21 protein-coding genes and 2 pseudogenes are annotated in these 21374 nt (G+C 32.5%); 16 read left to right on the top strand and 7 right to left on the bottom strand.

The window, feature by feature from the left end:
- The 3 genes and pseudogenes from Q0929_RS06150 to Q0929_RS06140 all read left to right on the top strand — a co-directional run.
- Window positions 1-716 (top strand): annotated as a pseudogene (locus tag Q0929_RS06150) (IS200/IS605 family accessory protein TnpB-related protein); the annotation flags it as partial.
- Between the two features lie 13 nt (window positions 717-729).
- Complete coding sequence (infB, locus tag Q0929_RS06145; RefSeq protein ID WP_299238906.1) at window positions 730-3498, top strand: translation initiation factor IF-2; 2769 nt, start codon at window positions 730-732, stop codon at window positions 3496-3498.
- On the top strand, window positions 3470-4132 hold the full coding sequence (locus Q0929_RS06140; protein WP_299238904.1) for a 7-carboxy-7-deazaguanine synthase QueE: 663 nt from the start codon (window positions 3470-3472) through the stop codon (window positions 4130-4132). Before infB ends, Q0929_RS06140 begins: the two co-directional genes overlap by 29 nt.
- Here the strand turns inward: Q0929_RS06140 and Q0929_RS06135 are convergent.
- Window positions 4129-4779 carry a PilZ domain-containing protein gene (locus Q0929_RS06135; protein WP_299238902.1) on the bottom strand — a complete coding sequence of 217 codons (651 nt, stop codon included), beginning with the start codon at window positions 4777-4779 and terminating at the stop codon, window positions 4129-4131. The genes Q0929_RS06140 and Q0929_RS06135 overlap by 4 nt on opposite strands.
- 58 nt (window positions 4780-4837) lie before the next feature.
- Here Q0929_RS06135 and dprA point away from each other — a divergent pair, with 58 nt between their 5' ends.
- A complete protein-coding gene (gene dprA / locus Q0929_RS06130) occupies window positions 4838-5908 on the top strand; it encodes a DNA-processing protein DprA (RefSeq protein ID WP_299238900.1) in 1071 nt (356 codons plus the stop codon).
- Window positions 5909-6005: 97 nt separating this feature from the next.
- Window positions 6006-6332 carry a (2Fe-2S) ferredoxin domain-containing protein gene (locus Q0929_RS06125; protein WP_007545826.1) on the top strand — a complete coding sequence of 109 codons (327 nt, stop codon included), beginning with the start codon at window positions 6006-6008 and terminating at the stop codon, window positions 6330-6332.
- Window positions 6333-6540: 208 nt separating this feature from the next.
- On the opposite strand, the gene Q0929_RS06120 is transcribed toward Q0929_RS06125, so the two are convergent.
- From Q0929_RS06120 to Q0929_RS06110, 3 genes are all read right to left on the bottom strand, one after another.
- Complete coding sequence (locus Q0929_RS06120) at window positions 6541-7431, bottom strand: DnaJ C-terminal domain-containing protein (protein ID WP_299238899.1); 891 nt, start codon at window positions 7429-7431, stop codon at window positions 6541-6543.
- On the bottom strand, window positions 7431-8045 hold the full coding sequence (gene grpE, locus Q0929_RS06115) for a nucleotide exchange factor GrpE (RefSeq protein ID WP_299238897.1): 615 nt from the start codon (window positions 8043-8045) through the stop codon (window positions 7431-7433). The genes Q0929_RS06120 and grpE overlap by 1 nt, the downstream gene beginning before the upstream one ends.
- Window positions 8046-8141: 96 nt before the next feature.
- Window positions 8142-8666, bottom strand: a complete 525-nt coding sequence (locus Q0929_RS06110; protein WP_299238895.1) for an NYN domain-containing protein — start codon at window positions 8664-8666, stop codon at window positions 8142-8144.
- Between the two features lie 158 nt (window positions 8667-8824).
- On the opposite strand from Q0929_RS06110, the gene Q0929_RS06105 reads away from it, so the two are divergent.
- The 9 genes and pseudogenes from Q0929_RS06105 (at window position 8825) to Q0929_RS06065 (ending at window position 15530) form a co-directional block, all read left to right on the top strand.
- Window positions 8825-9091, top strand: coding sequence for a hypothetical protein (locus Q0929_RS06105; RefSeq protein ID WP_299238893.1), 267 nt, complete (start codon window positions 8825-8827; stop codon window positions 9089-9091).
- A gap of 559 nt (window positions 9092-9650) precedes the next feature.
- Window positions 9651-9821: pseudogene (locus Q0929_RS06100) on the top strand (transposase); the annotation flags it as partial.
- Between the two features lie 290 nt (window positions 9822-10111).
- The gene (locus Q0929_RS06095) at window positions 10112-11230 is read left to right on the top strand and encodes an efflux RND transporter periplasmic adaptor subunit (RefSeq protein ID WP_299238891.1); all 1119 of its coding nucleotides are present in this window, start codon (window positions 10112-10114) and stop codon (window positions 11228-11230) included.
- The gene (locus Q0929_RS06090) at window positions 11220-12485 is read left to right on the top strand and encodes an ABC transporter permease (RefSeq protein WP_343232047.1); all 1266 of its coding nucleotides are present in this window, start codon (window positions 11220-11222) and stop codon (window positions 12483-12485) included. Before Q0929_RS06095 ends, Q0929_RS06090 begins: the two co-directional genes overlap by 11 nt.
- Window positions 12485-13156 (top strand): ABC transporter ATP-binding protein, encoded by a 672-nt coding sequence (locus tag Q0929_RS06085; RefSeq protein WP_343232048.1) that lies wholly within the window; start codon window positions 12485-12487, stop codon window positions 13154-13156. The genes Q0929_RS06090 and Q0929_RS06085 overlap by 1 nt, the downstream gene beginning before the upstream one ends.
- 38 nt (window positions 13157-13194) lie before the next feature.
- Window positions 13195-13956, top strand: coding sequence for a flagellar motor stator protein MotA (gene motA / locus Q0929_RS06080; protein WP_299238887.1), 762 nt, complete (start codon window positions 13195-13197; stop codon window positions 13954-13956).
- A 3-nt stretch (window positions 13957-13959) separates the two neighbouring features.
- Entirely contained in the window at window positions 13960-14754 is a 795-nt protein-coding gene (locus Q0929_RS06075) for a flagellar motor protein MotB (RefSeq protein WP_299238885.1), read from the top strand.
- Window positions 14717-15130, top strand: a complete 414-nt coding sequence (locus Q0929_RS06070) for a hypothetical protein (protein WP_299238883.1) — start codon at window positions 14717-14719, stop codon at window positions 15128-15130. The genes Q0929_RS06075 and Q0929_RS06070 overlap by 38 nt, the downstream gene beginning before the upstream one ends.
- Window positions 15093-15530, top strand: a complete 438-nt coding sequence (locus tag Q0929_RS06065; protein ID WP_299238882.1) for a hypothetical protein — start codon at window positions 15093-15095, stop codon at window positions 15528-15530. The genes Q0929_RS06070 and Q0929_RS06065 overlap by 38 nt, the downstream gene beginning before the upstream one ends.
- A gap of 252 nt (window positions 15531-15782) precedes the next feature.
- Here the strand turns inward: Q0929_RS06065 and Q0929_RS06060 are convergent, their stop codons facing one another.
- From Q0929_RS06060 to Q0929_RS06050, 3 genes are all read right to left on the bottom strand, one after another.
- Window positions 15783-16391: a molybdenum cofactor guanylyltransferase gene (locus Q0929_RS06060; protein ID WP_299238880.1), complete on the bottom strand. Its 609-nt coding sequence runs from the start codon at window positions 16389-16391 to the stop codon at window positions 15783-15785.
- Window positions 16378-17328: a cysteine synthase B gene (cysM, locus tag Q0929_RS06055; protein ID WP_299238878.1), complete on the bottom strand. Its 951-nt coding sequence runs from the start codon at window positions 17326-17328 to the stop codon at window positions 16378-16380. Before cysM ends, Q0929_RS06060 begins: the two co-directional genes overlap by 14 nt.
- Before the next feature lie 477 nt (window positions 17329-17805).
- Window positions 17806-18252, bottom strand: a complete 447-nt coding sequence (locus tag Q0929_RS06050) for a NifB/NifX family molybdenum-iron cluster-binding protein (protein WP_299238876.1) — start codon at window positions 18250-18252, stop codon at window positions 17806-17808.
- A gap of 207 nt (window positions 18253-18459) precedes the next feature.
- Here Q0929_RS06050 and Q0929_RS06045 point away from each other — a divergent pair, with 207 nt between their 5' ends.
- Together Q0929_RS06045 and cydB are read left to right on the top strand one after the other, a co-directional pair.
- A complete protein-coding gene (locus Q0929_RS06045) occupies window positions 18460-19995 on the top strand; it encodes a cytochrome ubiquinol oxidase subunit I (protein ID WP_299238874.1) in 1536 nt (511 codons plus the stop codon).
- 1 nt (window position 19996) lies between these two features.
- The gene (gene cydB, locus Q0929_RS06040; protein WP_299238872.1) at window positions 19997-21034 is read left to right on the top strand and encodes a cytochrome d ubiquinol oxidase subunit II; all 1038 of its coding nucleotides are present in this window, start codon (window positions 19997-19999) and stop codon (window positions 21032-21034) included.
- The last annotated feature ends 340 nt before the right edge of the window (window positions 21035-21374 follow it).

The following is a 21374-nucleotide window of genomic DNA, read 5'->3' as shown; positions in this document are numbered from 1 at the left end:
AAATAGAAGTTTTAGCAAGAAGAAATGGAATAGAATTAGTAAAAGTCAATCCTGCATATACGTCAGTAATTGGAAAACTAAAATACGCACCACAGCACAACATAGACAAAGACATAGCAGGAGCTTACGTAATAGCAAGAAGAGGATTTGGATTTAAAGAGAAATTGCCTAAGAATTATAAAGAACTTTTAAATGATACCGACTTTCTATCATACACTATAGCAAAAATTGAAGATAATATCGCAAAATTAAAACAAAAGTTAAAAGAAGAAAACAATGAATACAAGAGAAATAAACTAAAAAGTAAATTAGCAAAATTAAGAAAAAACCTAAAAACACTACAAAACCACGTCTCACGTTTCACATCTCACGTTTCACGTTTAGAAAGTGGAAAGAGCAAGACAGCTACCCAACAAACTGCCAACCAACGGAAGGAGCAGGTGAGGGGTCTACCTACAGGTAGACATAAAAGCTGGCAAGTTCTTTCTATAGCCTTAGCCTTCTGCTGTCTTGAAAGATCGTATAGAGATTTTTCTCCTTTGAAGCGTGTTGTAATTTCAAAGGATTGGATAGCAGTGGCTAATAGGTTAGCTCCTGTGCTTGGTACAGGGACTATGACACTTCCAAAATACCGCCTGTTGGGGTCGGAAGTGTCTGAAATGGCGGAATACAAATACCCCAACCCAAGCTGTGCAAGTTTTGTACAGTTTGGCTGACCAGGTCTCATATTTGAAGTTAAAGGATTTAGCAACAGAGTTAGGTATAGACGCTAAGAAATTAAAAGAGGAATTAAACGAAGAGCTTGGATTAGGGCTTAAAAAGATTACAGATAAATTACCCGACGAAGTAGTCGATCTAATTAAAGATAGATATAAAAAAGCACAAGGTATAAAAGAAATCCAAGTAGAAGAAAAAGGAATTAAAGCATTTGATCTTTATCACACCTTAGGGATAACCCTTTCTGAATTGGAAGAAAAATTAAAAGAAATAGGATTTTCAAAAGAAATCACAAACTTAACAGTAATTGATGAAGAAACTGCCGAGAAAGTTAGAAAAGTTGTAGAAGATGAAAAAAGAAAGAAGGAAGAAGAAAGAAAAAGATTAGAAGAAGAGAGAAAAAGAAGGGAAGAGGAAGAGAAAGCTAAAAAGGAAGGAGAGTTAAAAGTAAAAGAAGAAATAAAAGAAATTCCTGAAGAGAAAAAAGAAGAAGAAATTAGGCCAGAGCCAAAAAAAGAAGAAATTCCTGAAGTAATAGAAGGTGTAGTTGCAGAAGAGGGAAGAAAGCCTTTCAGAAAAGAAAAAAGAGAGTTTGAAAAGAAAGAAGAAAGAAAGCCTTACGAGAAAAAACCTTTCGAAAAGAAGCCATACGAGAAAAGAGAAAAATACGAGAAAAAAGGAAGGTTTGAAAAAAGAGAGGAAACAAGACCTCCTAAGGAAGGTTTTACTGAAAAAGAAAAATACAAAGAAGAAAGAAAACCAATCGAGAAAAGAGAGAGATTTGAAAAAAGAGAAGAAAAACAGTCAACCCCTATAGCTATTATCCCAGAGTCTATAAAAGAAGAGAAAAGAGTTGAGAAAAAAGAAACAAAAGAAGAAAGAGAAGCAAGATTAACAAAAGAACAAAAAGAAGAAATTCAGGCTCTCAAAAAGTTAATGGAGAGCCAGTCTAAAAGGAAAAAACCTAAGAAAGAAGAGAAGAAAAAGGAAGCAGAAGAGCAACCAAAAGAAGAGGAAATCAAGATCGTCCAAATTCCAGAAGTAATAACAGTTAGAGAGTTAGCAGATTTATTAGATATCCCTGTAAATCAAATATTAATGGATTTATTAAAAAGAAAAATACTTGCAACAATAAACCAAACAATAGACCCTAAAATAGCTATAGAAATAGCAGAAGAGCACGGATTTTTAGCTGAACTGAAAGAGGAGAGTGTAGAAGAAGAAAAAGAAGTAAAAGAAGAAATCCTTTCTGAAGAAGAAGCAGCGGAAGAAGAAGGAAATCTTGTCCCAAGACCGCCTGTCGTGGTAGTAATGGGACACGTAGACCACGGAAAAACTACATTGCTTGACACTATTAGAAAAACAGACGTTGCAGCAAAAGAGTATGGTGGTATTACTCAGCATATAGGTGCTTACAAAATAAAACTTCCTAACGGAAAAGAAATAACATTCTTGGATACACCCGGACACGAGGCATTTACAACTTTAAGAGCAAGGGGGTCAAAAGTTGCAGATGTAGCTATCTTAGTAGTTGCTGCAGATGACGGAGTAAAGCCTCAAACTGTAGAAGCTATTAACCATGCAAAAAGTGCAAAAGTTCCTATTGTTGTGGCTGTTAACAAGATAGATAAACCCGGTGCAGACCCTATGAGAGTAAGACAGGAGCTTACCCAGTATGGGCTTATCCCAGAAGAATGGGGTGGAGATACGATCTTTGTAGATGTATCTGCAAAAACCGGAAAGAATGTAGAAGAGCTTTTAGAGATGGTTTTACTCGTTGCTGAAATGTTAGAACTCAAAGCAAACCCTAATAGACCCGCAGTAGGAACAGTTATTGAATCTAAATTAGACCCTAAGAAGGGACCTGTAGCTACTGTTTTAGTTGAAAATGGTACTTTAAAAGTTGGAGATTACTTTGTGGCTGGGTATACTTGGGGTAAGGTTAAGGCGCTTTTAAACGAGAGAGGAGAAAGACTTAAAGAAGCAGGACCTGGAACTCCAGTAGAGGTGCTTGGATTTGAAGAAGTTCCTCAAGCGGGAGATAAATTTATTGTAAAAGCATCAGAAAGAGAGGCTAAACAGTTAGCTGAAATTAGAAAGTTAAAAAGGGAAGAAGAGCTTCTTGCTAAAAAGACAAGAATACATTTAGAAAATCTTAGCGAAGTTAAAGAAATTAATATCATTATTAAAGCTGACACGCAAGGTTCTTTAGAGGCTCTCAGAAAGTCTATAGAAGAGCTTTCAAATAAATTTAGTGAAGTAAGTATTAATATAATACACGGTGCTGTTGGTGGAATTACAGAAAGTGATGTTATGCTTGCAGCAGCATCTAACGCAATAATCATAGGGTTTAACGTTAGACCGGATGCAGGAGCAAGAAAAGCTGCAGAAGAAGAGAACGTAGATATAAGAGTTTATAACATTATCTATCAAGCATTGGAAGATTTAGAAAAAGCACTAAAGGGTATGCTTGCTCCTACCTATAGGGAAGTATTGCTCGGAACTGCAGAAGTGAGAGCAACGTTCAAGGCTAAATCTATTGGTACAATAGCAGGATGTTATGTTACAGATGGCGTAATCAAAAGAAGTGCAAAAGCCAGATTGGTAAGAAATGGTGTTGTAATATACGATGGAGAGCTAAACTCTTTAAAAAGATTTAAAGATGATGTTAAAGAAGTTCAGAAAGGTTTTGAATGTGGACTTACTTTAAAGAATTTTAACGATATAAAAGTTGGAGATATAATAGAAGCTTATGAAATTGTTGAAGAAAGACCTCAATAAAGAAACTTTTAAAATTGTTGAAATATTTCGTTCTGTTGAAGGCGAGGGAAGATGGATAGGTCTTCCTGTTGTCTTTATAAGATTAGAAGGCTGCAATTTAAGATGTAGTTGGTGTGATACTCCTTACTCTTATACAGGAGAAAACTTTAGGCTACTAAGCATATCTGATATTTTAAAAGAGATAAAAAAATACAATCTAAAAAGAGTTTGTATCACAGGCGGTGAGCCATTCTTTACAGAAAATCTTGATGTTTTAGTTGGAAATCTTATAGAAAACAGCTATCAAGTATTTATAGAAACAAACGGTACTCTTTGGAATCAAAACTTTGAAAATTTAGATAAGTCTAAGATTTATATCACATGTTCGCCAAAACCACCTTTCTATTTTATAAACAAAAATCTTCTAACCTATATATCTGAGTTTAAATTTGTCGTAGATGAAACCTTAAGCATTAAACATATTATAAGACCAGACCTTATGGAGTATATTAAAAACGATGTTATCGTACTTCAACCGGAAAGCAATAAGCCAGAAATGGTTAAAAAAGCGTTAGAATTACAAGATGAGCTTTTGAAGTTTGGCATTGAAAGTAGGATTATACCTCAATGTCATAAAATCTTAGGCTTACCTTAATCAGCAAAAGTATTAAGTATCTTTGCAATCTCCCTTTGTCTTTCAAAAATGTATTTTACTACTTCGTCTTCAACCTTAGTTGTTGCATTTAAAATTTTTGCACCATATCTATAAGTATTGTCAGGTCTTTCTATTTTGTAAAGAACTTTAAAAACAATCGGCAAGGATTTACCGTTAATATTAAGTTTTCCTGAGTACGGCTTATTTAATTCTAAATAAACAGTTTTTGGCAACTTAAAACTAAATCCTTTCTCAGAAATGTCCCTAAGCGACACACAAACATTAACGTTATCATATATCTCTAATAGAATTGGATTTTTTTGGGAACATTTTACTCTTACATGCTCTCTTTTTATTTTTGGTTCTATAGCAAGAGAAGGAAAAGTTGTAACTAAAGTTTCCTTATTCCAAAATAAAGGTCTTAAAAGTAGAACTTCATTGTTAAACTTTACATAAATTTCTTTTTCCTGATTTATCATTGCTTCTATTTTTGGATTTATTTCAAATTCAATCTGCTTTCTTCCAAAATCTATATCTAAAACAGGCAAAACAACTTTTATTGGTGATTCTTCATAAAAAATATTCGCTTCTAATTTTCTATCTTTTTTGAGCTTATTTATAAACTCATCAAGTATCCCCTCTGACATAGCAACCTCAGGCTTATGTTATACTAATATTTTATCACAATAAAAAGGAGTATCAATATTGAATGAAATTCTCAGCTCTCTTGAAATTTCATTTATAAAAGGTATCGGGAATATAACTTTTAAAAATTTAATACTTAAATTCAAAACTTCAGAAAATATTCTTAACGCAGATTTTAATCAGATAAAAGAAAACTTTGGTGAAAATGTAGCAAATTTAATCGTAAATAGAGATAAATCGTTAAGAGAAAGAGCTTTAAAAGAGTATGAGAAAGCTTTAAAATACAACATCCGGATAATTCCTTTTTCTTCTGAAAACTATCCTAAACTGCTAAAAGAAATTCCAGACCCACCAATAGTTTTGTATGTTAAAGGTAATTTGAATAATTTAGATAACTCTCTTTCTGTTGTTGGAACGAGAAAGTATTCTAATTATGGTCTTTATGTAGTAAACTCTATCGTTAAAGAATTGGCAAAGAATGGTGTAACTATAGTTTCTGGACTTGCCTCCGGAATTGATACCTTGGCACACAGAATAACTTTAAAAGAAAATGGTTATACTGTTGCGGTTTTAGGCAATGGTATTGATATAGTGTATCCTTACGAAAATAAAAAGCTTTATGAAGAAATCTCAGAAAAAGGTTGTATTATTTCTGAATTTCCGTTTGGAACAAAACCTTCACAGTACACATTTCCAATTAGAAATAGAATTATAGCCGGCTTGACTTATGGAACGTTTGTAATCGAAGCACCAGAAAAATCAGGAAGTTTAATAACAGCTAATTATGCTAATAACTACGGAAGATTAGTTTTTACAGTTCCGGCAAACATAAATCTATCTTCTGCAACAGGTAATAATCTTCTTATAAAAGATGGAGCTATTCCAATAACAAGCTTTGAAGATTTTAAAGACCATTTACCATTTTTAAGTTTTAAAAAGAAAAATTTTGAAAAAGTTTTAGATTTAACAGAGGAAGAAAAATTTATACTTCAAGTCATCGGGTCTGATAAGGTTTATATTGATAAAATCATAGAATCGGTAGATGGAAAATTTGATGTTTTTACAGTTTTAAATGAAATGGTAATTAAAGGTATCCTTTCTGAGGAGTTTGGATTTTATTATCGTAGTTAGCAGAAGCCCTATATGAAATTTCTAATTTAAATCATTTAAAAATCTAAGCTATTTTTATATAATCTGAGAGAGAAAATTTATAACAGGAGGTTTTAGTATGTCAGAATTTAGACATGTTTTTGTATGTATGCAAAGAAAGCCACCAGGAATGCCATCTTGTGGTGATAAGGGCTCTGACCAAATTTTTATGAAATTCCAAGAAGCATTAATGACAAAAGGACTTTTTAACAAAATGGCAGTAACTGCAACAGGTTGCTTAGGTCCATGTATGTTTGGTCCAAATGTAGTTGTATATCCTGATGCTATCTGGTATGGAAACGTTACTCCAGCTGACGTAGAGGAGATAGTTCAAAAGCATATAATTGAAGGACAACCAGTAGAAAGACTTATAGTATCAAAAGGAAAACCACCGGGAATGTTTTGATTAAGCATTATTACCTTTTTCTGTCCTGAGGACCTAAGTCTGAAGGATCTCCTCTTTGGATTTTTGATTTGAAAAGAAAACAGGAGATTCTTCGCCGGCTGAAGAATGACACCATAGGGTCGTTCTTTGTAATTCTGAGGCCTAGGGTCGAAGGATCTCATGTTTAAATTTTATAAAAACCGCTAATTTCTCACCCCAAGGTATACCTTTAAAAAATATAAATGTATAAATCCCCTCTATTTCCAGATTTGTCTATATAGCCTTCCTTTGGAATTTTTAAAGTTAGAGGTAATTGTTCTTCCCTTGGAATTTTTAACTCTAAAATCTCATCTGTTATTGTTTTAATTCTCAGAATTTCATACTCTTCCAATGGCTTTTGTAATTTTAATTTTAGATACAAATCATTGCCCACTTTTTTAAAAACATTTTCAACCAGTTTAAATCTTATTATCAGGTCTCCGCTTTTTCCACCGCTTGTACCATCATGACCTAAATTTCTAATTCTTAACCTTTCTCCATCATCAATACCTTTTGGAATGTTAATTTTAATAGACTCTAATCCTTTATAGCAGCCTTGTCCTTTACATTTTTCACATGGATTTAGAATTTCATATCCTTTACCAAAACAATTAAAACAAACAATTTTTCCTATTTTTGTCTGAATTTTGCCAATTCCATCGCATTTTTTACATTTTATAATCTTGCTTGATTGTGAGAGACCTGAACCTTCACAATTTTCACATGTTTTATATCTTTTGTAAGTGATGACTTTTTCACTACCCAAAATAGAATCTTTTAGACTAACCTTTAAAGTTATATAAATATTTGAACCATTTTTTGGCTTATCAGTAAATCCTAAAAATTCAAGAAGTTTTTCCTCAAATACATTTAAAAGATTTGATTTTCTAAGAATGTTATTATAAGAACTTCTTTTTTCTGGGTCTATGAGAGTTTTGTATGCTTGGTTGATAAGCTTGAAAATTTCTTCCGAATCTTTGTTTAAATCAGGATGAAACTTCTTGGCTTGCTTTCTGAAGGCTTTTTTTATCTCTTCCTCGGTAGCATCTATTTTTAAGCCAAGAAGTTTATAAAAATTCATTATGTTATTTCTTCTTCCTCAGATATAGCAACTACTACTTTTGCTGGTCTTATAACTTTACCTTTATATTTATATCCTGCTTGAAGGACTTTGACGATTTGATTATTTCCATACTCTTTTGTTTTTAGAGTTTCTAAAGCTTCATGCTCCATTGGATTAAATTCCCCTGCTGCCTCTATCTTTTCAATTCCATAGCTTTGAAGAAGGTTCATAATTTGATAATGTGTCATCTGTATTCCTTGCATGATGGCGTTTATATCGTTAGATACTTTAAAGCTTTCTAATGCTTTTTCAAAATTATCCACCACATCTAAAAAAGCTTTTGCAAACTTTTCTATAGATTCTTCTTTTATTTGCTCTCTTTCTTTTATTGCTCTGATTTTGTAATCTTCAAAATCTTTTTGAATAGATTGATATAAAGCGCTTAAACGTTTTGCAGCTTCTTCTGTTTTTTGTAATTTTTGTTTTAATGTTTCTACTTCTTCTTGCAGCTTCTTTATAAGCTCATCTTTCTCTTGCTCTGTTAAAGATTTTTCTTCTCTAACTTCTTCTTGATTTTGTTCTTGGTTTTCAATATTTTCTTGAATATTTTCTTGATTATTCTTTTCTTCCAACTTTTTACCTCCTGATTTTTGTTTTACAAATATAATGGAATTATTTTGAATTTTATTTTCTTCTTACTTTATATAATTTATGTCTGATAAGGTTTTTTACAAGAAAATATCTTCGCCAAATATTGTCAAATCTATAAATTCGTCTGCAACTTCTATCAGCTCTTTAGCTGTTGTTTGTTTAAATGCTGCAATTTCTACTTTGACACCTTTTGTTTGTAAGTATTTTACAAGGTCTTTAAAATCTCCATCTCCAGTCGTAAGTATGGCTACATCTATCTTTTCAGATAAAGCTATAGCATCTATTGCTATTCCCATGTCCCAATCTGCTTTGATCGTTGTCCAAAGATTACCCTCTTCATCCAATCTTTTAAATATTTTTGGCTCCTTTTCTCTAACTTGATAACCTATATGCTTAAGCGTGTTTATAAATCCTTTTTGGTCAACACCTTGTAGCTTCACTATATAAGCAAAGGCTCTAACTAAAACTCTATCTCCAAGAGTTTTATAAAGGATGCTTTCAAAATTTACTTTTCTATTAAATATATCCCTTGCTGAATAATATAGGTTCTGTATGTCTACAAATATAGCAACTCTTTGATTATTATATATCTTTTTGTTCAAGAATAACTCCTTTTTTAGCATTATTTTTTCTTAATTCTACCATATTAAGAACAAAGTTTGTATAAATTCAATTTTTTTCTAACTAAATCTGACAAAGTTTACAATTATTTTTTATGTTATAATATTGACTAAATTTTTTTAAGAGGAGGTAGTTAAGAATGAAAAAATTAGTAATCGGATCAGTAGCAGCTGTATTATCGGCATCTTTACTTTTCAGCTGCCAAAAGAAAGAAGAACAACAGCCAGCTGAACAACAAGCACCAGCTGCACAACCAGCAGCTCCAGCACCAGCTGAACAACAACCAGCTCAACAAGCTGCACCTGCACAAGGTGGAGAGCAACAAGCTGCACCAGCAGGAGAACAACAGCCAGCTGAACAACAAGCAGTTCCAGCAGGCGAACAAAAACCAGCTGAACAAAAGTAATTTCACACTATATAAGGGGGGCTTGTCCTCCCTTTCATTAATTAAAATTTACTATTCTAAAAATTCTTCTTTTTGATAGTTTAGGTGAGAAACTAACAGTTTTTATAAAATTTAAAAATGAGATCTTTCAGCCTACCTTGTATTCCTCTTGAAAATTCTTCTTAAACAATTCTTTTATCTCTTTCTCAAGCTCTTTTATGCTTTTTCTATTTTTCTGATTAGCTCATCATATATTCTATGTAATTGCTCAAAATAATCCACCTATACTATAATAAACAATTAGCATAGAAGGTAAAACATGAATTTAGTAGAATTACTACAGATAGCATCATCAGAAGAAAAAGCAGAGGAATTTTTAAGAGAATGAAGTGTTAGAAATGACAGTATTCTTGAAGATTTAAAAATTCCATTCTCTAAATTCATATTGGCTGTAAAGCTATTCATCCTTGAAGCTGCTGCTCATAAAGCACATAAAGAGCTTAATTTAGCTTACAATACTACTTACAAGATCTACACAAAGCTTAGACAATGTATATACAAATTTGTCTCAAAAGATGACCAGCTTTTATCAGGAGAAGTAGAAATGGATGAAAGTTATTTTGGAGGAAAAAGGAAAGGTAGTAGAGAAAAAGGAGCAAAGAATAAAATTCCTGTGTTTGGAATTCTTGAAAAAAATGGAAAAATTAAAGTTGAGATAGTAAAGGATGTATCTGCTGAAAGAGACTACTAAAATTTCATGGTGCAAGTAAGGACAATTTTATCTACTATCTAAAAGAGCTTGAATTTAGGTATAACCTTAGGATATGATGATAGTTTGTATAAATGTTTAGGTGGAATAAATTGAGAAATTATCAAGTTTAAAAATTTTTGTTATATTTAATGTACGATGACAAAGAACGACCCAATGGTGTCATTCTGAGTGAAGCGAAAAATCTCATACTTTTACTGAATTTCTTGCCTGGCGTATATTATTTACATATGCTATAAAATATAACATCTTTCCAAAACAGAGGTTGATTTATGAAAAAAATATTTTTAATTTTTGCGATTTTCTTAGTATCAATAGCTTTATTTTACTTCTACAACAAAAGCAAAAATGGATACGAAATTTATAAGCTTGAGAAAAAAGAAGTTGTTAAATCTATTTATGCTTCCGGATATATAGATAGTGAAAATAGCGTAATAGTTAAATCAGAAGTTTCTGGCTACGTTGAAAAAATATATGTAAAGGAAAACGACCAAGTAAAGAAAGGTCAAATCCTTGCGAAAATATCCAATCCTACACTTTATGAAAATCTAAAAGATGTAGAGTTTCAAGCACAGATTATCAAACAAAAACTTTCTGAAAATTCAGATTTTAGAAAGCAGTTTATTGAAAATATAGAAATGAAAAAAGCAAACTATGAAAATCTTCTAAAGGTTTACGAGAGAAGAAAAAATCTATTTGAAAAAGGGTTGATCCCAAAAGAGCAGTTTGATGAGGTAGCTAAAAATTTAGAAGTAGCCAAGAGAGATTATGAGAAAGCGGTTGCAAGCTATCAAGATAGTTTAAAAGAGTTGTCTTATCAGCTAAAAAGCTTTGAAGCTAAAAAGTCGGAAGTAGTCAAAGAGATTGATAAATACTATATAAAATCTCCAACAGATGGCAGAGTTTTAAGAAAATTTGTAAATGAAGGAGACTATCTAAATAACATCTCTCAAAATAATCAGCTTTTTGCTATTGGAAGTTTAGATAAGACAGAGACGGTTTTATCGGTAGATGAAGAGTATGCACCATTGCTTAAAGAAGGAATGGAAGTCCTTGTAAAGCTTGACTCTTATCCGGATAAAGTTTTCACCGGAAAAATTAAAACGATAGAGTCTCAATCCGACAAAAATTCAAGAACGGTCAAAGTTAAAGCAGATGTTAACTATGACAGACCTGTTTTGTTAAACATGACGGTAGAATCTAATATAATTTTAGGAAAGGTTTCTGGCTTGTTTATTCCGGAGAATGCTTATAAAAACGGATATGTCAAATTGTTGGAAAATGGAGAAATCAAGAATGTAAAAGTAGAAGTTGATAAAGAAAAATATAATGGTTATCTAAGAGTTTTAAGTGGTTTAAACGAAGGTCAAACCATAGTCATTGGTAAATAAGATGTATCATATACTTTTTTTAGCTTTAAAGTTTTTAGTTGAAAGAAAAAGACAGACTTTTGTCTCGATTGTTGGTGTTGGGATCGGCGTTGCAGCTTTTATAGTTATGGCTTCATTGATGAATGGATTTCAAAAATACTTTGTAGAGCAAGCAATAGACCTAAACGCACACATTACACTTAAGACCAAGCCGGAAGATATACCGGATAGAATTCTAAAAATTTACTATGGTGATAAAATTATTCCGGTAATTCTTGGGTCTAAACCTCCTGAAAAGAAGGATAAAATCACAGATTACAAATTTATAATAGAAAAGTACTCAAACAATCCTGATATTCTTGGTGTAGCACCACATCTTGTAAGTCAAGGTATATTAAAATATGGAACAGTTGAAAAGTCTGGGTCATTGATTGGTATAGACCCAAATTTGGAAAGAAAAGCATCGGTAATTGATAAATTTATAGAAAATAAACGATTAGATGTTTTATTAGCAGACGAAAACAGCATAATCATCGGTAAACTTCTCGCCAAAGACCTTGGAATATACGAAACGGGAAAGAAAGTAATTCTAACAACGCCAAACGGAAACACACATCTGTTTAAGGTTGTTGATTTTTTTAACTCAGGAATTACAAACTTAGACCAAACAAGAGTTTATTTAAACCTTAGAACGCTTCAGACCATGCTTCAAAGACCAAATGAAGTTAATGAGCTAATATTTAAGATAAAAGATGTAAATAAAGCAGAAAGGTTAGCAAGATTAATCTCACAAGAGACCGGTTATTACACTGAAAGCTGGCAGTTTGCATACAAAAACTTTCTACAGCTTTTTAAAATCCAAAACTACATCACATACATGATAGTATTTGCTATTTTGGTAGTATCAGCTTTTGGAATTTTTAACATCATAATGATGACAGTTATGGAAAAGAAAAAAGATATAGCAATTTTAAAGACCGTTGGGTATGAAGATGATGAAATAATAAAAATCTTTACATTTCAAGGTGTAATCATTGGCTTTTTTGGCTACATAATAGGAGCAATACTTGGCTATTCTATCCAAGAATGGCTATCAAGCTTAAGGATAGACGTTGAAGGTTTAATAAGAGCAAAAGGCTTTATTCTTGATAGAAGCATTCTTTACTTTGTTTATGGCTTTGTTTTTTCAATGTTTTTCTCCATACTGGCATCTTTTTATCCATCTTACAAAGCATCTAAGTTAAATCCTGTTGATATTTTTAGAAGTGGTGGATGATGGAAATTATAAAAGTAGAAAATATAAACAAGTTTATTGCCAATGAGCATATTTTAAAAAATATAAATCTATCAGTAAACCAAGGAGAGTTTGTAAGTATCATAGGTCCATCCGGTTCAGGAAAAAGTACATTGTTATACATACTTGGACTTTTAGACCAACCAACAGACGGAAAAGTTTTTGTTGAAAATCAAGAGATAAATTTTAAGGATAAAAAAAGAATTTCAGAAATAAGAAATAAAAAATTTGGATTCGTGTTTCAGTTTCATTATCTGATAAATGAGCTTACAGCTTTAGAAAACGTTATGGTTCCAATGTTAAAAAGCGGCGTAGAAAAATCTGTGGCAGTAGATATAGCAATAAAGAATCTCGAAAAGCTTGGACTTGGAAAAAAGCAAGACAGAAGACCTTACGAGCTATCAGGTGGCGAACAGCAAAGAGTCTCTATTGCAAGAGCTTTATCAAACAATCCATTAGTAATCATTGCAGACGAACCAACGGGCAACCTTGACTCAAAAAATACCGAAATAGTCATGGAAATATTTGAAAATTTAAACAAAGAAGGAAGAACTATAATCATGGTAACTCACGAGATTGATTTAGCAGAAAGAACTCAAAGAATCATAAAATTAAAAGATGGTGAAATTATAGAAGATGTAAAGAAAATTTGAGTTATAATAATTTCTAAAAAAAGGGAGGCATAAAAATAATGGATATTACCACAATCGGTGGGATAATCGCTGCCTTAGTTTTGTTTGCTATAGGTGATATATTGGAAGGTGGAAACCCAGCCGGACTTGTTCATATATCTTCTATTATAATAGTCGTACCTACAACATTATCAGCTGCTGCCGTAGCAACAAAACAAAAATATGTTGCAGCTGCTTACAAAGAACTTAAAATCGTATTTGGCAATCCTCAATTAAATCCGGAAGAGACTTTAGAGCAAATTATAAAAATAGCTGAAAAGGCAAGAAAAGAAGGAATTTTAGCAATAGAATCTGATATAGGTAATATAGATGATCCATTTTTTAGAAAAGGTCTGCAGATGCTTGTGGATGGATTGGAGCCTGAAGTGATCAGAGAAAGATTGGAGCTGGAGATTGGAGAGATAGAGGAGTATTATGAAGGTGCTGCAAAATACTGGATTACGGCAGGAGAAACTACGCCGGTTTTTGGTCTTGTCGGTGCAGTTATGGGATTAATCCTTGCATTAAAAAGACTTGAAAATCCGGTAGAAATGGCAGAAGGTATAGCAGGTGCTTTTACTGCAACTGTTACAGGTATCGTATCTTCCTACCTCCTTTTTGGTCCATGGGGACACAAAATGAAAGCTAAGGCTAAAGATATAATTAAAACTAGAGAAATGATATTAGAAGGCATAATTGGAATAGCATTATCTAAAAATCCAAAAATGCTTAGAGAACAACTTATGATTTACACAGGAAAATCTGAAGCTAAAGAGGCTTAAGATATGGCAAGAAAGAAAAAACATGAAGAGCACGGTGCAGGGGAAAGGTGGGCTGTACCTTACGCAGATTTTTTGTCATTGCTTTTAGCTCTCTTTATTGCACTTTTTGCTATTTCTACAATAGATAAGAAAAAATTAGCGTCATTTGTTGAAGCTATATCTGCTGCATTTAGCTTTAAACCAATATCTACATCTGCTCCTCCATCAATAATCGAAGGTGTCGGAGTAAAACAGAAAAGAGAAGATGCAAAGAAAAAGATAAAAGAAAGAGTCCAGCAGATTATTAAAAAACTAAATCTTGAAGGAAAAGTTAGCGTTGAAATAATTCCTATAGGTGTAAGAATTAGAATATTAGATTATATATTGTTTCCTTCATGTAGCACAGAAATTAACCAAGAATATAAAGAGCTGTTAAATGGGATTGCTGAAGTTATAAAAGAAGCCAAACTGCCGGTAGAAGTTGAAGGACATACAGATGATATCCCACCCGGACCAACATGCAGTTATCCATCGAACTGGGAGCTTTCTGCATCCAGAGCTGCTGCAGTTGTAAGATATTTAATAACTGCCGGGAATTTACCGCCTTACCTATTTAGTGCGGTAGGCTATGCTGACACAAAACCAATCTCTCCAAACAATTCTGAAGTAGGAAGAAGGTTAAACAGAAGAATCGAAATAAATCTTATTACAGGTACTGATAAAGAAGCAGAATTAAAAGAAAAAGCAGATTTTATATATAAAGAAAATTCTGAAGAGAAAAATGAAAAACAAAAAACAACTAATGAAAGTGAAAGATAATTATTTAAACGTTGAAAAAGAAAAGCTAAAAAGTATTGATGAGGCCCTAGAAGCATTTTATAATAAAAAATCCGCCATTGAAAATGAAATAAAGTTAGTATTAGAGCTTAATATTAACGATATCTTTTCGATGGAACAAAAATATGAATTTATAAATTATCAAAAAGAAAAGTTAAAAAAGATAGAAGAAGAGATAAAATCCTTAGAAAAAGAAAAAGAGCAGATTAAAGAAAAGATAGCATTACTAAATGCAGAGAAAAAAGCTATTGATAAATATTTTACTTTAAAAGTAAACAAAAAACAGATTTTAGACAATTTTAAAGAAATGGTGGAGTCAAATGAGATTTTTAATAGGAATTCTATTTTTAATAAGTAGTAGCTTTGCACAAGTTGAAGAGTTAAAAAAAGAAGCTGAAAAGTTAAAACAGATAAGAGATGAAATAAAGGCAACATATCAAAAAAATGAAGCTTTACTAGAACAAATAAAAAAAGAAAAACAAGCTTTAGAGCTTTTAAAGAAAGAGATAGAAGAAAGTAAGAAAAAAATTCAAGATGAAAGATATAAAAAGCTTGCAAAAGTATTTGAAAAAATGGACCCGGAGATGGCAGGTCAGAAACTGTCTAAAATGGAGTCAGCTGAAGATGCTGCATATATCATTTTTAATATGAATGAAAAAAAAGCAGCAGCTGTACTTGATAATACCGACCCAATAATGGTGAGTAAAATCGTAAAAATTTTAACAAGATTGAAAGAAGAAAGTGATATTAAAAATTGAATGATTATAAGTGATGTAAAGTTTTACTAAAGGAACGTCCCGTAAACCTGAAGTGACGTTTAGCATGGGAGCGTTTTAAAAATTTTTATAAATTTACCTTTTTGCCATCCCGAGGGCGTAAGTCCAAAGGATCTCTTTTTTGATTTTTTGACTTGAAAAGAAAAACTTGAGATTCTTCGCTTCGCTCAGAATGACGATGTGGATTTTTGGAACAGCCTCGAATGACATGTAGATTTTTTGCAAGCAGTCTCATTATTTTATATTCTTCAATCTTTCATACTCATCTTTTGTGTTAATACTCCAATAACTAAAAAGATTCTTGTCTATCTTGGAGATTTCATCTTCATACAATTTTAGGCAATTCAGCTTATCAATCCAAGACATTAAAGACTTACTTGAGTTATATACTTCCTTAGCTTTTTCTAAAGCATCTTTTTTATAAAGCGTATTTAAAGGTTGGTATTTTCCATTGATTACAGGAAGAATGCAATCATAATCTGAAATTTTTTCTTTATAAAAATCAATTAATTCTGGATTTAAAAGTGGAGTATCTACAGTAGCCATAAACACATACGGATTATTAATACTATCTGCTACTGACACAACTGCGTTTAGTGGACCATCGTAAGGGTTTTTATCTTTGATAAAACTTGTCTTATCAAGAAATCCATGAAGTTCTTTTTGATAAATTTCTTCATCTTTATTTATTGAAAGGATGATTTCATCGCATTTTTCATAGAGCTTTTTGACAATTGTTTTTAAAAATGTTTGTCCATCAAGTTTTAAAAATGCTTTATCTTCACCCATTCTCTTGCTTTGACCGCCAGCAAGCAGGATGCAAGAAATTTTATTCGTAGTCATATAAAGCTGTTGTTAAATATTTTTCTCCACCATCAGGACAGATAAAAACTATAACACCTTCATCAATTTCTCTCGCTACTTTTATTGCTGCCTCATAAGCAGCACCGGATGATTGTCCTACAAATATGCCTTCCAATCTTGACAGCTCTCTTGCTCTTTGATAAGCAATATCAGTTCCAATAAAGATAGTTCTATCAAGCCTGTTTTCATCAAAAATACCTGGCTTTATGGAAGTTTCTATATATTTTAATCCCTCTATCCCATGAAATGGGCTATCCGGCTGAACGCCTATAACTTGAATATCCGGATTGAAGATTTTTAATCTTCTACCAGTTCCCATAACGGTACCGCCTGTTCCTATTCCGGCAACAAAGTGAGTAATCTTTCCTTCTGTTTGATTCCAAATTTCCACTGCGGTAGAATCAAAATGTGCTTTCCAGTTTGCATCATTGTTATATTGGTCTATGTAATAATATTTTTCTGGATACTTTTCAACAAGCTTTCTGACATAAATAATTGCTCCATCTGTACTTTCAAGTGGATTTGTAAAATGAATTTTGGCTCCAAATGCCTTTATGATTCTCTTTCTTTCTTCGCTAACATTGGCTGGCATCGCAAGTTCAACTTGATATCCAAGGGCTGTTCCAACCATTGCAAGGGCAATTCCAGTGTTTCCGGATGTTGCATCTATGATAACTTTATCTTTTGTTAGTTTTCCGGAATTAATTGCTTCAACTATCATTCTTGTTGCCGGTCTGTCTTTTACAGATCCACCGGGATTATAAGATTCTAACTTTGCATAAATTTTTACATTCTTCTTTTTTATATCTTCAGGCAATGACCTGCTGAGTTCTACTAATGGAGTATTTCCAACAAGCTCTAATATTGATTTTCTTGTTTTTCTATAGCCTTCATCATGCTGTCCAAGTATCCACATAAAAGCCTCTTGGTTTTTTTGTAATTATTATATCAGTTAAGACTCAGGTTAGAAATAGCTAACATTTGAATATTAGTTGTAAAGCTAAAAAAGGTTATTAGAATGTATTTTATAAATTGCAATAATTATACGTCTGACAAAAAATCATTTTAAAAGTATGGGATTCTTTACTGGTATAGAATGACAGATTTTTATTTTTCCTTGTCGTCCAGCAGCAAAGTGAAGGATCTGATTTTTAATGTTTTTTGAAAAGAAAAATAGGAGATTCTTTGCACGGCTGCAGAATAACAATGCAGATTTTTGGAACAACCTCAAGAGAACTTCAAAAAAAGCAGGAGATTTTTTTCTTTTGTTCAAAATGATCAATAGATTATCCCTTATCTGATGCTTGATAATCAAACCCTGTTTGTCATCTTACAGATGACGAAAAATTCCCTTATTCTGAGCTTCTTATTTGGTGTGCTTAAACGTTAAAAATCAATCATGATGATCGTGATGGTCATGACTGCCACAGCCAAATTGTGATAAAAGCTCAAAATTCTCTTCTGTAATTAATAGAAGCTGATTTGACTCAAATTTAGCTATCACTTCATCTAAAGTTTGCTTATCGTCTTTAGCAAAATAGATTTTCATCCCAAAGGTCAAAGCTATATTGTATGCACCTTTCCCCATATGAAGGGTAATTAATTCTTCTATACCGAGGCTGTTTAGAAATCTAACTACTCCACCACCATTATCTGCTGGATTTTCTACAATTTCAATTTTCTTTGAGTTTTTGTCGTATAATGTAAAAAATTTAACTTTTCCAAATGCTGGAGAGATCTTGATTGGTTGATTTTCTCGTGGAGCTTTTATAGGAATTGCTACATAACCATTGTATTTTCCTTGGTTTTCTTTGCTTTGGTTTAAGTCTGATATTATCATTATTGTCTCCTTCAAAATAGGTTAATGAATACTAACTTTATTGCATCCATTTCTTTTTAAAAATGATTTACGTCATAATTACATTTCAAAGTTAGTAAATGTTTACTCACTGAACAACCCTTTAATTTTAATGATTTTCATCATACTTTTTTATTTAGAAAAGTTAATAAATATTAACTAAATCATTTTTAACAGGAGGTTTTAGCTATGGACTTGTTAGCTTTGTCCAGATTCCAGTTTGCGTTTACAGCATTCATGCACTTCATCTTTGTTCCATTAACACTTGGTTTGTCTGTCTTCATTGCCATCCTCAAAACTCTTTATCTAAAAACCAAAAATCCATTGTATGATGAGCTCTCTATGTTCTTGATGAAGCTTTTTGCTATCAACTTTGCTGCGGGTGTGGCAACTGGTTTAACGATGGAATTTGAGTTTGGTACTAATTGGTTCCAGTATTCAAAATTTGTGGGTGATATCTTTGGTTCACCATTGGCGATCGAAGGTTTAATGGCATTCTTCTTAGAATCTACGTTTATAGGTATATTCCTATATGGTAGAGGAAGAATATCGGAAGCTATGCACACATTTTCAGCATGGATGGTAGCTCTTGGTAGTAATCTTTCTGCATTATGGATTTTAATTGCTAACTCTTGGATGCAAACACCTACTGGTTATAAAATTGTTGAAACTGGGCAGGGAATCAGAGCAGAGCTTACAGATTTTTGGGCTGCAGTTTTAAATCATACAACAATAATAAGATTTCTTCACACAGTTGATGCCGGTCAAATTACAGCAGGATTTTTCGTTTTAGGTGTATTGGCATATTTCTTACTCAAAAGACAACATGTTGAGATGGCAAAATTGGGCATGAAAGTGGCTCTAATTTATACTTCTATAGTATCAGTGTTAGCTATCATATTTGGTGATATTAGTGGTTATTATGTAGCGAAATATCAACCTTTAAAACTTGCTATGGCAGAGGGAATTTGGAATACTGAAAAAGGAGCTCCTGTTATACCTATCGGTTGGGTAGATCAAAAAGAACAAAAAACTTATGCACCTATAGCTATTCCAGGTATGGCTTCGTTTTTATCATACCATGATTTCAACGCAGAAGTAAAAGGAATTAACGACCTTGTCAAAGAATATCAGCAAAAAGCAAAAGATTATGAATCAAAAATAGCAGAGTTAGAAAAACAATATGCTGTAAATCCAACTCCAGAGTTAAAGCAACAGTTAGCAGAATATAAAGCATATGCAAAGGCTTATAATATTTCCCATGCAGATTTACCAAGTGTTAACGTAGTGTTCCAATCTTTCCACTTTATGATTGGTTTAGGCTTCTTGTTTGTGTTTGTCTCTCTATGGGGTCTATACTTGCTCAAAAAAGGAACTATTTATCAAAATATAGCATTCTTAAAAACAGTTCTTTACTCAATACCACTTCCATTTATAGCATCAGAGCTTGGTTGGTTTACAGCTGAAGTCGGTCGTCAACCATGGTTAGTCCAAGGAATGTTAAAAACAGCTGATGGTGTAACTTACTTTAATACTTCTGCTAATGTATTGTTCTCGGTAATAACGTTCATTTTAATTTACACAGGTATTTTTGTTATATATGTAAAAACAATGAAAAAGAAAGTTCAAGAGTATGCTAAAAAAGACATTGTAGTTGATTATGAAACTGTACCAAGCACTGTTCAAGTAGGAATGTATTCAAAAGATACAAAAGGGGGTGTTTAATATGCTACCAATGGAGCTTTTTACACTTCAAGGCTTATGGTTTGTTTTAGCAGGTATATTTTTGATAGGGTATGCAGTTACCGATGGTTTTGACCTTGGAACAGGCTTTCCTATGATTTTTATGAAAAATGAAGAAGATAGAAAAATTTTATACAATGTAATTGCACCTGTTTGGGATGGTAATGAAGTATGGCTTATAGCCGGTGGAGGTATGCTTTTTGCAGCATTTCCGGCTGTTTATGCTGCTTCTTTTTCTGGATTCTATATTGCAATTTTATTGGTTCTTTGGGCTTTAATTGGTAGAGCCATTGCATTTGAATACAGAAACAAATCCGAATCTTTAGCCTGGAAAAGAACTTTTGATTTTATCTACTGGATTGGAAATGTTCTTCCGGCTATTCTTTTTGGTTGTGCGGTAGGTAATGCAGTTGTAGGTGTTCCTATTGATAAAGATGGTGCATACTTAGGAGATTTCTTCACACTTTTAAGACCTGTACCACTTGCAATGGGACTTGTCAGCTTATTTATGTTTGCAATGCATGGAGCTGCGTATCTGCTTAGAAAAACAGAAGGCTCAGTTTTTGAAATGGCTAAAAAATACGCTGTTATAAGTGCATTTGGATACTTAGCTGTAGTTATTTTAACAAACGTATTAGCTTTAATCCAAGCTCCATATCTGTATGAAAACTATTTAAAATATCCAATCTTCTTTATTGTTCCTGCTGTAATGTTAATTTCATGGATTTTGTACTTACAATTTTTAAAATCCGGTAAGTATGAAAAGATGGTTTTTATATCAAGCGTGTTAAGTGGAGCTACAGTTTTAAACGTTGCCCTTGCATCATTCCCGGTGTTCATAAGGTCAACAATCAATCCTGAATATAGCTTAACTGTGTTTAATTCTGCATCTTCAGAATTAACGTTAAAAGTTATGTTAATCGTCGCTGTTATCTTTATGCCATTGGTTATTTACTACACAAGATATGCATACAAAGTTTTTGCCGGAAAAGTGAAAGGAGACACAAGCTACTATCACTAATATCTAACCCCCTGCCGGATTTAAACCGGTAGGGCTTCCTCTTGAAATACAAACCATTTTTAAATAATATTGCTGTTAAAGCATACGTCGGGTAAAAAATTCATAAAAGTAAGAAATTCTCCGTCGCTTTAGAATGGCTATACTTTTGTAATGACAATTCATGAATTGTCTCTACTTTCATTTCTCTACCATCCTGAGGCCAAAGGCCGAAGGCCGAAGAATCTCTTTTTTGATTTTTTGACTTGAAAAGAAAAACAGGAGATTTTTTGCTTCACTCAGAATGACGATACGGATTTTTAGGACACTTTCATTGAAACTTTAAATATTATTACTGGAATAC

Source organism: Sulfurihydrogenibium sp. (assembly GCF_028276765.1).
GTDB lineage: Bacteria > Aquificota > Aquificia > Aquificales > Hydrogenothermaceae > Sulfurihydrogenibium.
This window is presented reverse-complemented; position numbering and strand designations above follow the sequence as displayed.